A 14416-nucleotide genomic window follows, 5' to 3' on the forward strand; every position below is an offset into this window, starting at 1 on the left:
GTCAGTCTCCTTCGAAAACCGGACGCGTTTTCGCAGCAAACGCGCGATACGCCCGTTCGAAATCGTGCGTGCTCATGCAAATGGCCTGTGCTTGCGCCTCTGATTCGATCGCTTCGTCGATGCTCATGCTCCACTCCTGGTGCAGCATCTTCTTGGTGATGCCGTGCGCGAAAGTCGGGCCGGCGACCAGTTCGCCGGCAAGCCTGGCCGCCTCGTCGAGCAGGGCGTCCGGCTCGCACAGGCGGTTGTAAAAGCCCCACGCGTAACCTTCGTCGCCGCTTGCCGAGCGGCCCGTGAATAGCAGTTCGGATGCGCGCCCCTGGCCGATGATGCGCGGCAGGATCGAGCAAGCGCCCATATCGCAGCCGGCAAGGCCGACGCGCGAGAACAGGAAGGCAAGCTTGCTGCGCGCGGTGCCGAGGCGCAAGTCGGAGGCCATCGCGAGAATCGCTCCGGCGCCTGCGCAGACACCGTCGACGGCGGCGATCACAGGTTGCGGGCAATGCCGCATCGCCTTGACGAGATCTCCGGTCATGCGCGTGAACAGCAGCAACTCCGGCATCGGCAGATCGATCAGCGGCGCGATGATGTCATGCACGTCGCCGCCCGAGCAGAAGTTGCCGCCGGCGCCGTGGATCACTACCGCCTTGACATCGCTGGCGTACGCAAGCTGACGAAACAGGTCGCGCAACTCGGCATACGATTCGAAGGTGAGCGGGTTCTTGCGTTCAGGGCGGTTCAGCGTGATGGTCGCCACCCTGGCGTCGACCGACCAGCCGAAGTGTTTGGCTTCGTAGCCCGCCAGCGTGACGCGGTTGCCGGCCAGCAGGGCGTCGACGTGGGATGATGTCATGGATATCTCCTCCAGTTCGGTGCCGCTCAACCCTTGAGGTTGTCGAGCAGATGTTTCTTGAGTTTGCCCAGACGCTGGTGCGTGCGCGATTTCTCGTCGAGGCTCAGGCCGCCGAACATTTCGACGACCCATTGTTCATGCGCTACCGCCATGCGGTCGAACAGCGCGCGGCCTTCGGACGTCAGGCGCACGCTGATCGCGCGGCGGTCGTTCGGATCCGCATCGCGCACGACGAGGCCTTCTTTTTCGAGTTGATCGGTAATGCCGGTGACGTTGCCGCCCGTCACCATCAGACGGCGCGAAAGCTCGGTCATCTTGAGTCCTTCGGGATGACGTTCGAGCTGCGCCATCAGGTCGAAGCGCGGCAACGTCGTGTCGAATTCGCTGCGCAGGCGCTTGCGCAGTTCGGCTTGCACGAGGTTGGTGGTGGTGAGCATGCGCAGCCACAGACGCAGGCCCATATGGCTATCGGCGCCGGTGCTCATCTCCATGTCGACGACATTCTCGGCAGGCTTCGCGACGCCTTTGCGCGGCGGTTTCGCTTCGCTCGTGGCGGGCTTTTTAGCGCTCGTAGCTCGGGTCATGTGACTTCTCCCCCTGAGACAGAAATGGATTGGCCGGTGATCGCGGCGGAGCCGGGCATGCAAAGCCATAGGGCCGCATTAGCGACTTCTTCCGGTGCGACAAAGCGCTGCTGCGGGTTGTGACGCAGCAGGATGCTGCGCGCTTCCTGTTCGCTGCGCGAGGTCTTGCTGGTGATCTGGTCGAGCGATGCGCGCAGCAGTTCGGTCTCGGTATAGCCGGGACAGATTGCGTTGACTGTGATGCCTTTGGTGGCGACTTCGAGCGCGAGCGAACGGGTGAGACCGATCACGCCATGCTTGGCGGCGCAATACGCGGCGACATAGGCGTAACCGATCTGTCCGGCGGTGCTGGCGACGTTGACGATGCGGCCATAGCCGCGTTCGAGCATGCCCGGCAGCACGGCGCGCGTGCAGAGGAACACGCCGGTCAGGTTGACGTCGAGCATGCGCTGCCAGAGCACCATGTCGGTCTGCGTGAACGGTGCGGCTTGCGCCTGGCCTGCGTTGTTGATCAGGATGTCGACGGGACCGGTTTGCTCAAAGGCAGCGGCGACGGCGGCCTCCTGCGTGACGTCCACGGCTATGCAGGCGAGTTCGCCTGCTGCGCCTGATGCGCTTAATGCATCCCGCTGCGCGGCAAGACGGCCGGCGTCGCGGCCCATCAGCGTGACGCGTGCGCCGGCGCGTACGAGAGCCGCCGCAGTGGCCGCGCCAATGCCGCTACCGCCGCCCGTGACGACTGCATGTTTTCCGCTCAGCCCGAAGTTGTCTGTATTCACACCGTTCCTTCTGCGCGTTGGGCGCGTTCTTGCGGCGAGAGTCCTGCGTTCGCAGCGGCCTGGGCGCGCTCGCGTTCGAGATTGCGTTCGAGTTGCGACTTCGCCGCTGTGTATTGCTTCGGCCACGTCACGTCGAAGTAGCCGATTTTGGCGGCTTCATTGAGCGTCCACGAAGGATTGGCCAGATGTGGTCTTGCCACCGCGCAAAGATCCGCACGCCCGGCGGCGATGATGCTGTTGACGTGATCGGCCTCGGAGATCGCGCCGACCGCGATGGTCGCGATGCCCGCTTCATTGCGGATGCGATCGGCGAACGGCGTCTGGAACATGCGGCCGTAGACCGGCTTCTCGTCCTTGCTGACCTGACCCGACGAGACGTCGATCATGTCGGCGCCGGCCGCTTTGAAGGCGCGGGCGATTTCCACCGCGTCGTCAGGCGTGGTACCGCCGTCTACCCAGTCGTGCGCTGAAATGCGTACGGAAATGGGCTTGTCTGCTGGCCAGACCTTGCGGATAGCGGCGAATACCTGCAGCGGATAACGCAAGCGGTTTTGCAACGAGCCGCCGTATTCGTCGCTGCGCTGATTGGTTAGCGGCGAGAGGAAGCTCGACAGGAAATAACCGTGTGCGCAGTGCAATTCGAGCCAGTCGAAGCCGGCCTCCGAAGCCATCTTCGTTGAGCGGACGAATTGCGCTTCGATTTCGCGCAGATCGTCATGGCTCGCTTCGCGCGACCATTGGCTGACGCCGCGCAGATATTGCTGCGGCGAAGCCGACACAAGCGGCCAGTTGTCTTCGGGCAGCGGCTGGTCGATGCCTTCCCAACTTACGCGTGTGGATGCTTTTGCGCCTGCATGTCCAAGCTGCATGCCGATTTTCGCGTCCGATTGAGCATGCACGAAATCGACGATGCGCTTCCACGCGGCGAGATGCTCGGGTGTGTACATGCCGGGGCAGCCGGGGGTGATGCGGGCTTGCGCGGATACACAGGTCATCTCGGTCATCACCAGCGCGGCGCCGCCCATGGCGCGGGCGCCGAGATGCATGAGGTGGTAGTCGCCGGCGATGCCGTCCACGGCCGAATATTGCGCCATTGGCGACACGACCACCCGGTTTTTGAGCGTGACGCCGCGCAATTTGAAGGGTGTGAACATCGGCGGGACCGAGTGCTTTTCCGCAGCGCGTTCAATGCCGGAGCGCGCGGCGAGCCAGTCTTCGAACCCGGACAGATAGTGTGCGTCGCGCTCGCGCAGATTCTCATGCGAGATGCGCTGCGAACGTGTCAGCAGCGAGTAGGCGAACTGTTCGGGTTCGAACGAGGTGTAACGGTCGACGTGCTCGAACCACTCCGTCGAGTTGCGTGCTGCGTTCTGGATGCGCAGCACGTCGACGCTGCGTACTTCGGTGTAGTGTTTGAGCGCGGCAGCCAGATCGCCGGGATGTTCGCCGATGCTGTTGGCGAGTTCGATCGAATCTTCGAGCGCAAGCTTGGTGCCGGAGCCGATCGAGAAGTGTGCCGTGTGGGCAGCGTCGCCCATCAACACGATCGGCGTGGCCGGCGCGCCGTTGGCGTTGCTGCGCCAGTGCACCCACTCCCGGTTGACTACCCGCGGGAAGCGAATCCATTGCGACGAGCCGCGCAGGTGAGCGGCGTTCGAGAGCAAGGGGTTGTCGTCCAGGTATTTGGCGAACAGTTTTTCGCAGAAGGCGATGCTGTCTTCCTTGCTCATTTCGTCGAGACCGGCGGCGCGCCAGACATGCTCCGGCGTTTCGACGATGAAGGTCGAGGTCTGATCGTCGAAGCGGTACGCGTGGGCCTGGAACCAGCCCCATTCGGTTTCTTCGAACGCGAACGTGAAGGCTTCGAAGAGCTTTTTGGTGCCGAGCCAGACGAAGCGGCAATCGCGCATGTCGATATCCGGCTGGTAAGTCGCCGCATACTTCTGACGAATCGCGCTGTTGGCGCCGTCGCAAGCGACGATCAGGTCGGCCTCGTAGGCGGTGTCGTCCGTCACCTGGGTTTCGAAAACCAGCTTGACGCCGAGTTCTTCACAGCGCGCCTGCAGGATGTTCAGCAGACGTTTGCGGCCGATGCCGCAGAAGCCGTGGCCGGACGAGCGGACTTGCTTGCCGCGGAAGTTGATCTCGATGTCGTCCCAATGGTTGAAGGCGTCGAGAATCGTGTCCGCGCTAGGCGCGTCGGCTGCGCGCAGGTTGCCGAGCGTCTGGTCCGAAAACACGACGCCCCAGCCGAACGTATCGTAGGGCCGGTTGCGTTCGACGACCGTGACTTCGTAAGCCGGGTTGCGGCCCTTCATCAGCAGCCCAAAGTACAGGCCGGCCGGGCCTCCTCCGATACAGACGATGCGCATGCTGGCACTCCAGTTGGACTCTGGAATGTAATTTAGCCTTCGATATTTTAGGTGTCAAGTAAATTGTTGAAGGTGGCTGTTCTCGATCGTCGTGCTGTGATCCTAGGTAATAAAGTCCGTCATGGATTTTTCGCCATGTGGACTGCGCCTGAGTTTGCCCTGTGGGTTCCTTGATCGGTAATCCAGGTTGGTTTGCAGGCGGTGTTGGAGGCCTGGACATTTCGCTGAATGTGGCGAACTCAGTGACGGTGACCGCTTCGATAAGCGAACGACAGTGAGCGACGGCATATCTATAGCGCGGTAGATTAACCGCTGCCGCGCGGACTGAACGTCCGCGGGAACACCACTGGCACATTCCGGTCCACGAGGCGGTATCCGATCGCTGGTCTATTCGACTCGCCCGCTACATAGCCCGCTTCCTCGAGGAAGCCCGCAGCGAGTACCCGTGTGCGGAAGCCGCTCTTGTCCACCGCTCGCCCCAGCACGATTTCATACATACGCTGCAACTGCGGCAGCGTAAAGGGTTCCGGCAACAGGAAGACAGGCAGGGACGTATATTCGACCTTGCTGCGCAACCGTTCGACAGCGCTCTGCAGGATGTCGTCGTGATCGAAGGCGAGTCCACGCTCCTGCGTTATCGTATCGACGTCGAACCAGGCTACCTCAGTGGCGTTGGCTTCCCTGGCGAGAACCACATTCTCCGAAGGAACCAGTGCAAACCAGACGTGCGTAGCCGACCATCCGCGTGGGTCCCGGGTCGCGCTTCCCCAACTGCCGAGCTGTTCCAGATAGGGACTTTTCACACTTGTCTTCTCAAAGAGCTTGCGGCGTGCACAGTCCTCGAGCGTTGCATCGGCTGCGATGTCGACAAAGCCACCCGGAAGGGCCCAGCGCCGGGGAAACGGCTCGTCGGCGTCAGTTGGGCGCCGCACGAGCAGAACCTGCAGCGCGTTATCGAGCACGGTAAAAATCACGATGTCGACGGTCGTGTAAGGCAGAGGAAACGCGAACCTCTGACGTGCACGAGTTCCGGAAACAGGCTTCTTGTGGGTCATGACAGGCCAGAAAAACTTGACGAACCTCATTGTAGGTTGTATTGTGCAACTCATACAAGTTGTACAATACAACTCAAAAGAGAGGTTTGCCATGTTCGGGATTCGGTTTATCAAATCGCAGCCAACCGTCCACCTGATGCAGTTCCGCACCGGCAAGGTCGTGCGCGAGGGCGCCGGGCTGTCGTTCTTCTACTACGCGCCGGCAACAACGCTGGTGTCGGTGCCGGTGGCGAGCCAGGATCGCCCGTTCATTCTTGAACTGGTCACCGCGGATTTCCAGAGCGTAACGGTGCAGGGCCAGGTGACCTACCGCATCAGCGATCCACGCCGCACGGCCGCAATGATGGATTTCTCGCTGGGAAAGGATGGCCGGTCGTATGTCTCGGAGGACCCGAAGCGGCTCGGCGATCGCGTCGCGATGCAGGTTGAAGTGATCGTGCAGCAGGCTGTGCAGGCGCTGGCTCTGAAGGAGGCGCTACGTGCCTCGGCGGCTATCGCCCGTACCGCGCAGACCGAACTTGCCAGTCAGCCCGAAATCGAGGCGCTGGGACTGGAGATACTGGGTGTGTCCGTGATGGCCGTAAAGCCCACCCCGGACATCGCACGGGCGCTCGAAGCCGAAGCGCGCGAGTCCAACCTCAAGGCGGCCGACGACGCGGTCTATCTGCGACGCATGTCGGCGGTCGAGAAGGAGCGTGCAATCCGGCAGAACGAACTGGACACCGACATCGCAGTCGAGCAGAAGAAGCGGCAGATCCGCGAGACGCAGATGGAGGCGAAAGCCACACTGATGCGAAAGGAAAACGGGTTGCGTAACGAGCAGATGGCGGCAGACATCGAGCTCGAGGAAAAGCGCAAGGCGTTTGTGGAAGGTCAGGCGCACAACAGCCGTACCCTTGCGGAGGCCGAGGCTCACAGGGTAGCGGCGGTGATGCAGGCTCTCGAGAAGGCTGATCCCCGCATCGTCAATGCGCTCGCCGCAGCGGGCATGCAGCCGGGCCAGTTGATCGCCCAGGCTTTCGGTGGGATCGCGGAGCGGGCAGAGCGCATCGGTCAGCTCAATGTGTCGCCCGAACTACTCCAGGGGCTCATGAACGCCGGCAGTAGCGTCGGCGCCAGGGCTGCATCATGAGCGCCGAAGCTCGTAAGGTCGTGCTGGTCACCCGCCGCACGCGGCTCGAGGATCTGATTGCGCGGTATCACACACTAGCGCAGGCGAAGTTCTACATTGAGCATCTTGGAGCCGATTTTTCCGATTACCTTGCCGAGAATGCAGCGTACGCACGTAGCATGGAACTTACCGTGCGCGCGCTCGAGAACTGGGGGCGTTACCAGGTGGTTGATCGCAGTTATCTGCCCAACTTTATCTTTGCGCCCGACGATATTGTCGTGGCGTTGGGGCAGGATGGACTCGTCGCGAATTCAATGAAGTACCTTGACGGTCAGCCGCTGATCGGGCTGAATTCGGAGCCCACGAGGTGGGACGGTATCCTGCTGCCGTTCGAGCCGTCAGAGCTTGCAACGGTACTCGCGGATGTCGCTCATGGCCGCCGTTCGACAAAGAGGGTGACGATGGCGGAAGCACGGCTCTCGGACGGGCAGGTACTGCGTGCCGTCAACGACCTCTTTCTCGGACCTCGTACGCACTCTTCGGCGCTCTACGAGATCGAACTGGGTGAGCGGCGAGAATCGCAGTCATCGTCCGGAATCATTGTCTCGACCGGATTGGGTTCGACCGCGTGGATCAAGAGCGTGGTGACAGGTTCGCTCGGCGTGGCGTATGCGATGCAGGGAAGGGACGGAGACTTTCAGTACACGCCGCAGCCCTGGGACAGTCCCGAACTGACCTTCGCCGTGCGGGAGCCGTTCCCGAGCCGGGCATCGAAAGCCGAACTGGTATTTGGCCATGTCAGCGCGAAGCAACCGTTGCGGCTGCGTTCGCGCATGCCCGAAAACGGAGTGATCTTTTCTGACGGGATGGAGGCCGACTATCTGAGATTCACTGCGGGGATGGAGGCGACCGTTTCGGTTGCTGCAAGACAGGGATGCCTGGTTGTGTAGCCGCAAACGTTCATTCTGGGCATTCGTGCAAACGAGATGGAACAGGAATGCAGCGGCGTTGCTGTGCAGTTGCGACCTGAGGTGGCCGTGGCACGGTCAACTGGCGCAGCGATGTTAAGCTATAAACCCAAGTCGGATAGGAGTGCTTTCCGACGTGAGCGGTCGGGAGCATTATGCTGATCACGGAAGAATTGCTGGTAACGGGAGCGAGCGCGGGAGGTGGGTATACGCGCCGGCAAATGGAATTGCTCGGGGTGAAACCCACAACTGGATGGAAGAAGGCAGCCATCGGCGCTGAAATTTCTGATGAAGCTGCGCAGGAGTTCGTCGATCTGGCGGGCTCTGGTAGCAGGAAGAGCAAGTCTGGAAGCGGCCCGATCAACTGGTGCGGTGCTGCCGCGCCGACGGATATTTATCTGTATGTCCTCGAACTCGAGGAAGGGCGGTTTTATGTCGGCCTGACCGGCGACCTGGATCGCCGATTGGAAGACCACAAGTCTGGAATCGGTGCTGAGTGGACCAGGCAATACAGACCACTGCGACGCATCCATGGAGTCAATACTGGCACTCGGGACGAGTCCAGGGCCAAGGCAATGGAAGACGAAGCCACCATCGTGTTGATGTCGGAGCACGGCATTGATCGGGTGCGCGGCGGACATTTTTGCCAATCCGATCAGGCACAAGCCGAGGCGGCCCTACGAGCAAAGGGGGCATGGGATCGCATCAATCAGGCTCAGGCACAGAAAACCGCAGGGAACGGGGATGCCTCGTGGAGCGACGCACTCGATGAATTTTTGAACGTCGCCGTGCGGTATTACGATGCTGGTGCTCCGGAGGATCTGCGCGATGGCGTGTTTGCCAAGGTTTATGGTTTGACGCGATACCGCTTTTGGCGAGAAGAGTATGTCCCGGGGCTCGCCTGGGACTTCTGGAATCCCAAGGGCATACTTCCCGTGCTGCTGTCGTTCAAACTCCAGCGCCCGGTGTCCAGTGGATCACCCACGTCCTATGACGTACTGGCTGCGGCGCTAACCCGGGGGCGGGGCGGAAGTCATCCGTTGCGACGGCTCTTCCTCCTGACCTGGAAGGCATACCAACCTCTGACGACCGACAGACAGGCCGCCACGGTTGAGCGGTTTATGGAATACCTTGCCGGGGACGAAGCGTTCGATCGCAGATACGATGATTTCGTGTCTGTTTTGCTCCCAGAAACGAGAAATCTTCTTAGAGGGTGATAGCCCCCAGCCATGCTGGCTAGTCTGCCGATCCTCGTGTTTAACTGCAAGCGACCAGCGAACCAGTCATGACGGGTGAATGCGCATACCCTTGCTGTCTTGCTTGATGCTGGTGTGAGTGGTTTCGGGACATACGGTGCTATGCCGGTCAGTTCGCGCACACGGATACCTTCGTTCGTGCGTCGCAGGTGGAATGGAGCGCGTCTGTCGCTGCAGCATCCAGGTGACCCCGTCTGCTCTATCGGTCTACAGCCAGGACGACCTCGACGCTATCGCCGATAGCCTCAACAGCCGGCGTGCGGGCGTCAGGTGAACTGGACGATCTTCCGTCGGAGTCTTTTGGTGCTGGAACCGAGCGTCGCCCGCACTGCATTTTCCCCACAAAACCAGCCTACACGTGAACGTCCTAAATCGCCGGGTAAACGACATTTGAGTCGGGAGCAACTCCTCGTATATTTGGCTGGAGATCAGCTGTGCCTCTACGGCTGACGCCCAGTCATCAATACACAGGACGAATCAACATGCGCGCAATGAGAGCGGAATCCTTCGGTGGTTATCCCCACCTTAAGCTCGTCGACATTCCGAAACCAATCGTATCCGAAGGAAAGCTCCTCGTGCGTATGACCGCAGCCGGCGTGACGCCGCTCGATCATACGATTCTTACCGGACACTTCCCTCTGTCGACGGCACCGCTGGTGCTTGGGAACGAAGGGGCAGGAGTGATCGAAGGTGGAGATACAGACTTTCCCAATGGCACCCGCGTGCTCTTTTTCGGCCCGTTCGGCGTGTTTGAGAACGGAACCTACTCGGAATACGTTGCGGTGCCCAAGGAGTTGCTGTTCCGAATTCCGAGCAACATCGGCGACATCGAAGCCGCCGGTATCCCGGTTGCTTATCTGACTGCCTACATCGCACTGAAGAACGCGGGATTTGAAGCGGGGAAGGTCGTTCTCGCACCTGCAATTGGTGGCTCGGTCGGTAACGCGGTGACCCAGTTGGCCAGAGCGCTTGGCGCAAAGCACAGCATTTCTTCGACCACGAATCACGCGAAAGCCGTTGAGGCAAAGGCGCTGGGGTTCTCCGACGTCATCGACCTTACAGCCGAAGGTCTGGCTGCCGGCGTTAATCGCGTTACCGACAACTACGGTGCCGACATTGTCATCGATGCCATCGGCGGCAAGATTCTGAGTGAAGCGCTGACGATTCTGGCACAGGGTGGCTCGCTCACGACGCTGGGTTATGCGGGTGGGCAAGAATCGACAATCAACGTGACGAACCTGATCTGGAAGGTCTCGAGCATCAAAGGCTTTCTGCTCTTCACGGAAAGCGTCGCTACTCGTGCGGCCGCATGGGAAGTCATTTCGGAACTGCTCGCATCGGGCGCAGTAAAGCCAATCGTCGCAAAGACTTTCGCCCTTGAAGACGCCGCGAACGCGTTGCGGCACCTCACAGAAGATCGTCCGCTTGGTCGCGTCATCCTGACCATCCAGGAGCCATCGGCAATTTAAGCCGGTGGGCAATTTGACAACAGCTTCTCGAACCGGGGGGCGGTTGTGGCCCTCCGACTCGAACCCCGGATGCATTCCTGCCGATACTTCGAGGAAGCAACCTCGCACTCACCTTCAATCAGGTCTCCAACTGAGATCACCATGACAGACCTTTCTTCCTTCCCTATCGCCGTTAAATGGCCAGCTCAGAATCCTGACAGGATCCAGCTCTACTCTTTCCCGACACCTAATGGCGTGAAGATTTCAGCGGTACTTGAAGAGTTGGGTCTCCCGTATGAGGCGCACCGCATCGACGTCATGGCGAACGAGACCTGGACCCCCGATTTCCTCTCGCTCAATCCCAACGGAAAAATCCCCGCGATCATCGACCCGGACGGGCCGGGAGGCAAACCAATCGCGCTCTTCGAATCGGGCGCGATCCTGCTCTACCTCGCTGAGAAGACGGGCAAGTTGCTGCCAAGCGACCCCGCGCGTCGCTATGAAACGATCCAATGGCTGTTCTTTCAAAATGCCGCGGTCGGGCCGATGTTCGGGCAACTCGGCTTCTTTTATAAGTTTGCCGGCAAGGCCATTGAGGACAAGCGTCCGCTGGATCGATTCCGCGATGAAACCAAACGTCTGCTTCGGGTGCTCGACACTCGTCTTGCGACGGGGACATGGATCATGGGCGACGACTACACGATCGCGGATATCTCGCTATTTGGTTGGGTCCGCATCCTGCTCGGCATGTATGGCGCGCGAGACCTGGTTGAGTACGACACCCTGAAGAACGTCCCGGCTTGGCTCGACCGTGGGCTGGCTCGTCCGGCGGTTGCCCGAGCACTGTCGATTCCCGCGTAGTTATTTACCTCGGCCGAGCAAATGAACCAGTTTGCCGTGGCTGCACGATTGAGAAAAGAGGTCTTCGCATGAAAATTTATGACCGTTCGGGTTTTCCCAATCCGTCCCGTATCCGCATCGTTCTGGCTGAAAAAGGCTTTGAGGACCGCGTTGAGTTCGTATCCGTCGACCTCATAGGCGCCGAGCATAAGCAAGCTCCTTTTTTGGCGATGAACCCGTCAGGAAAGATTCCGCTTCTCGAACTAGATGATGGCACGCTGATTTCTGAATCCACTGCCATCACGGAGTACTTCGATCATCTCGACAGCAATCCGACTCTCACCGGTAGAACACCTCGAGAAAGGGCCGTCATACACATGATGCAGAGGCGTGCCGAAACTGAGTTGATGGACGGCGTGGACGGCTATTTCCACTACGCAACGACCGGCTTAGGCCCTGAGATGCAGCCCTATGTGAGCCCGGAATGGGCTGGCAGAAAGGAATGGGGCGAACGGCAGGGCGCCAGGGCGGTTCGCGGCATGACGTACTTCAACGAAGTATTGAAAAGCCAAGCGTTTGTTGCCGGCGACACGTTTTCGATGGCCGACATTACTGTCTTCGTCAGCCTTGATTTTGCGGAAGCAGCTGGACTCGTGATTCCGGAGAACTGCACTGCTCTTGCCGCCTGGCGCTCAAAGGTGGCAGAACTGCCGAGCGTAAAGAATCGTAGTGGGCGGACGTATTTGGCCGAAGACCTCAAGCGCTTTGGTCTCTGAACCGTGTTCGGCTTCGCGCTTGTCGAAGCGTCGTTCCGGCGGCCGTTCTCGTGTCTCGTTACACCGTTTTTAAGCTCCACGCTCCGGGCGTCTCAGAGCCGGTTCACTGAGAAAGGTTGATATCAATGAAAGCCGTTCAAATATCGCGCCATGGACTACCACTCGATGTGGTCGACCTGATTGACATTGCAGAACCCGCGGCACCGCGCGCCGGTGAAGTTTTGATCGAGATGCTTTACTCGCCGATCAACCCGTACGACCTGCGCACTATGCGTGGCGTCGTCCCCTCGCCGCCGCTTCCTGCCATTATCGGTGCGGAAGGCGTTGGCCGGGTTCTCTCTGCGGGCCAGGACGTTTCAAACGTGAAGGTAGGTGATTTGGTTCACTTGCCAAACGGTTACTACGGCTGGTGCGAACGTTTGGTTGTGCCGGCGCAGCCTTTGTTCGCGCTGTCTCCGAGTGCGGATCAGCAGCAGCTTTCGATGCTGCGAGTGAACCCTCCGACCGCCGCTTTGCTTCTGAGCGAGTATGTCGACCTCCAGCGTGGCGACTGGGTAATCCAGAACGCTGCGAATTCGGGCGTGGGTCGCAGCGTGATCGCCTTTGCAAAAGCGCGAGGCTTTAAGACTGTCAACATCGTTCGTCGTGCGGATGTCATCGAGGATTTGATGGCGATGGGTGCAGATGTGGTCTTGATGCAAGGAGACGGTCTTGCCGCCGCAGTACTCGAAGCAACCAACAACGCGCCGATCAAGCTTGGATTGGAAGGTGTCGGCGGACCGTCGATGGCGGCACTGTCGAGCGCGATCAGCCCAGGAGGCACCATGGCAGTCTACTCCGCGATGAGCGAAGTGCCGGGTGTGGCAAACCAACTCGATGTCATTTTCCGGGACATCTCTATCAGAGGCTTCTGGCTAGCTTACCCACGACTGCACATCTCGGGTCGTTTCGCGGCGTCTCTTCGCGAAGCAGCTGATCTCATCGCAAAAAATGAGCTGCACGTACCCGTAGCTGCGGTCTATCCCCTTACGGAAATTCGAGAGGCTATCGGTGCGACCGGAAACGGGGCAAAGGTGTTGCTGAAGATAGCCTAGGCGGAGTCGACTATCGAGAACTCGCGGCATTTTTTAGAGTCCCGATCGTATGCGCAGAGTTTTTTGCGTAAATGCGGCCAGCTGACTCAGGCGATCGAAACGTAGCCCGTTCGTCGATGGGAAACGCAGGTCAATTTAACCACCCGAGCAACTCAGCTTCGGATGATAGAAAAGGGCAGGTATCCATGCTGGTTAAGAGAATAGTTTTAAGCGCAGCGTTTTTGGTGCTGTCGTTTATGGGGTTCTCATCCAATGAGGCGCGCGCAGATGTTGTTAAGTACCAGCACGCGACCGTTGACGGGATCAACATTTTTTACCGCGAGGCAGGTGACCCCAACAAACCCACCCTGGTACTGCTGCATGGGTTTCCTTCATCCTCGTTCATGTTTCGGAACCTGATCCCGTTGCTTTCCGGGCAGTTTCATATTCTGGCACCGGATTATCCAGGCATGGGTTACAGCGATGCTCCGCCCGCGGCCAGCTTCACTGCGACGTTTGATAGCGTGGCCAGCGTAATGGGTGATCTACTGACACAATTGCATACCACAAAGTACATTTTGTACATGGTTGATTTTGGGGGGCCTGTCGGCATGCGTTTGGCGCTAAAGCATCCAGAACAGGTCGCCGGGCTGATCGTCCAAAATACGCCGCTCACCCTTGATGGCTTTCTCCCTGCGCAGCTTAAGGCAGTTCAGGCGAACTTAGGACCAGCAACTCCTGAACGGCGCGCGGCAGCAGAGGCGCTGGTGACTCAGGCGACTTCTCATTTTCTGCACACAGCCGGAGCTGCACATCCGGAAGCGCTCAATCCGGACTCGTCGGCTGGCGACGCCTTCGCGCTGGCTGATCCCGAAAAGAGACGAATCATGACCGACTTGCTATTGGACGTCTCCAGCAACCTGGCGCGCTATCCGGCCTGGGCAGACTACATCCGCACCGCGAAGCCAAAAACGCTAGTGGTGTGGGGCGTCAACGACCCACATTTCGCACCTGCGGGCGCCGACGCTGTGAAAAAACTGAATCCTTCCGCGCTGGTGTATCGCTACAACACCGGACACTTCGCACTGGATGAAGAAAGTGTCGACATCGCCAGGCGTATTCGAGAAGTCTTCAGTCAAGAAGCTACCGCTGCGACTAACTAAACGTCAGCGCTCCGTTTTGGAGCATCTCGAGGTTGTCGGATAGTGACTCCAGGTCGTGCAAGTCCGTCCTAGGGGATGCGTGATGTTGCGCGTCTACTGATCTCCGAAAAGCGAGTATATCGAAGCACATAGGGAGCC

At 59.6% G+C, this 14416-nt stretch carries 13 protein-coding genes; 8 read left to right on the forward strand and 5 right to left on the reverse strand.

What is annotated here, in order from left to right; all coding sequences use genetic code 11:
• Position 1: 1 nt before the first annotated feature.
• From AC1ECK_RS15895 to AC1ECK_RS15915, 5 genes are all read right to left on the reverse strand, one after another.
• On the reverse strand, positions 2-853 hold the full coding sequence (locus AC1ECK_RS15895) for an enoyl-CoA hydratase family protein (protein ID WP_480320721.1): 852 nt from the start codon (positions 851-853) through the stop codon (positions 2-4).
• 26 nt (positions 854-879) lie between these two features.
• Positions 880-1437, reverse strand: coding sequence for a MarR family winged helix-turn-helix transcriptional regulator (locus AC1ECK_RS15900; RefSeq protein ID WP_480320723.1), 558 nt, complete (start codon positions 1435-1437; stop codon positions 880-882).
• Positions 1434-2216, reverse strand: coding sequence for an SDR family NAD(P)-dependent oxidoreductase (locus AC1ECK_RS15905; protein ID WP_480320725.1), 783 nt, complete (start codon positions 2214-2216; stop codon positions 1434-1436). Before AC1ECK_RS15905 ends, AC1ECK_RS15900 begins: the two co-directional genes overlap by 4 nt.
• On the reverse strand, positions 2213-4588 hold the full coding sequence (locus AC1ECK_RS15910; RefSeq protein WP_480320727.1) for a bifunctional salicylyl-CoA 5-hydroxylase/oxidoreductase: 2376 nt from the start codon (positions 4586-4588) through the stop codon (positions 2213-2215). Before AC1ECK_RS15910 ends, AC1ECK_RS15905 begins: the two co-directional genes overlap by 4 nt.
• 305 nt (positions 4589-4893) lie before the next feature.
• Positions 4894-5643: an NUDIX hydrolase gene (locus AC1ECK_RS15915; RefSeq protein ID WP_480320728.1), complete on the reverse strand. Its 750-nt coding sequence runs from the start codon at positions 5641-5643 to the stop codon at positions 4894-4896.
• A gap of 16 nt (positions 5644-5659) precedes the next feature.
• On the opposite strand from AC1ECK_RS15915, the gene AC1ECK_RS15920 reads away from it, so the two are divergent.
• The 8 genes from AC1ECK_RS15920 (at position 5660) to AC1ECK_RS15955 (ending at position 14278) form a co-directional block, all read left to right on the forward strand.
• Complete coding sequence (locus AC1ECK_RS15920; protein WP_480320730.1) at positions 5660-6775, forward strand: SPFH domain-containing protein; 1116 nt, start codon at positions 5660-5662, stop codon at positions 6773-6775.
• Complete coding sequence (locus AC1ECK_RS15925) at positions 6772-7704, forward strand: diacylglycerol kinase catalytic domain-containing protein (protein ID WP_480320732.1); 933 nt, start codon at positions 6772-6774, stop codon at positions 7702-7704. Before AC1ECK_RS15920 ends, AC1ECK_RS15925 begins: the two co-directional genes overlap by 4 nt.
• 173 nt (positions 7705-7877) lie before the next feature.
• Complete coding sequence (locus AC1ECK_RS15930; protein ID WP_480320734.1) at positions 7878-8939, forward strand: GIY-YIG nuclease family protein; 1062 nt, start codon at positions 7878-7880, stop codon at positions 8937-8939.
• A 521-nt stretch (positions 8940-9460) separates the two neighbouring features.
• Positions 9461-10447 (forward strand): quinone oxidoreductase family protein, encoded by a 987-nt coding sequence (locus AC1ECK_RS15935; protein ID WP_480320736.1) that lies wholly within the window; start codon positions 9461-9463, stop codon positions 10445-10447.
• 141 nt (positions 10448-10588) lie between these two features.
• Positions 10589-11287 (forward strand): glutathione S-transferase N-terminal domain-containing protein, encoded by a 699-nt coding sequence (locus tag AC1ECK_RS15940; protein WP_480320737.1) that lies wholly within the window; start codon positions 10589-10591, stop codon positions 11285-11287.
• Between the two features lie 68 nt (positions 11288-11355).
• A complete protein-coding gene (locus AC1ECK_RS15945) occupies positions 11356-12042 on the forward strand; it encodes a glutathione S-transferase family protein (protein ID WP_480320739.1) in 687 nt (228 codons plus the stop codon).
• Between the two features lie 125 nt (positions 12043-12167).
• Positions 12168-13136, forward strand: coding sequence for a zinc-dependent alcohol dehydrogenase family protein (locus AC1ECK_RS15950; protein WP_480320741.1), 969 nt, complete (start codon positions 12168-12170; stop codon positions 13134-13136).
• 185 nt (positions 13137-13321) lie between these two features.
• Complete coding sequence (locus tag AC1ECK_RS15955; RefSeq protein WP_480320743.1) at positions 13322-14278, forward strand: alpha/beta fold hydrolase; 957 nt, start codon at positions 13322-13324, stop codon at positions 14276-14278.
• Positions 14279-14416 lie beyond the last annotated feature (138 nt).

The organism is Paraburkholderia sp. SSBN10T (assembly GCF_056619545.1).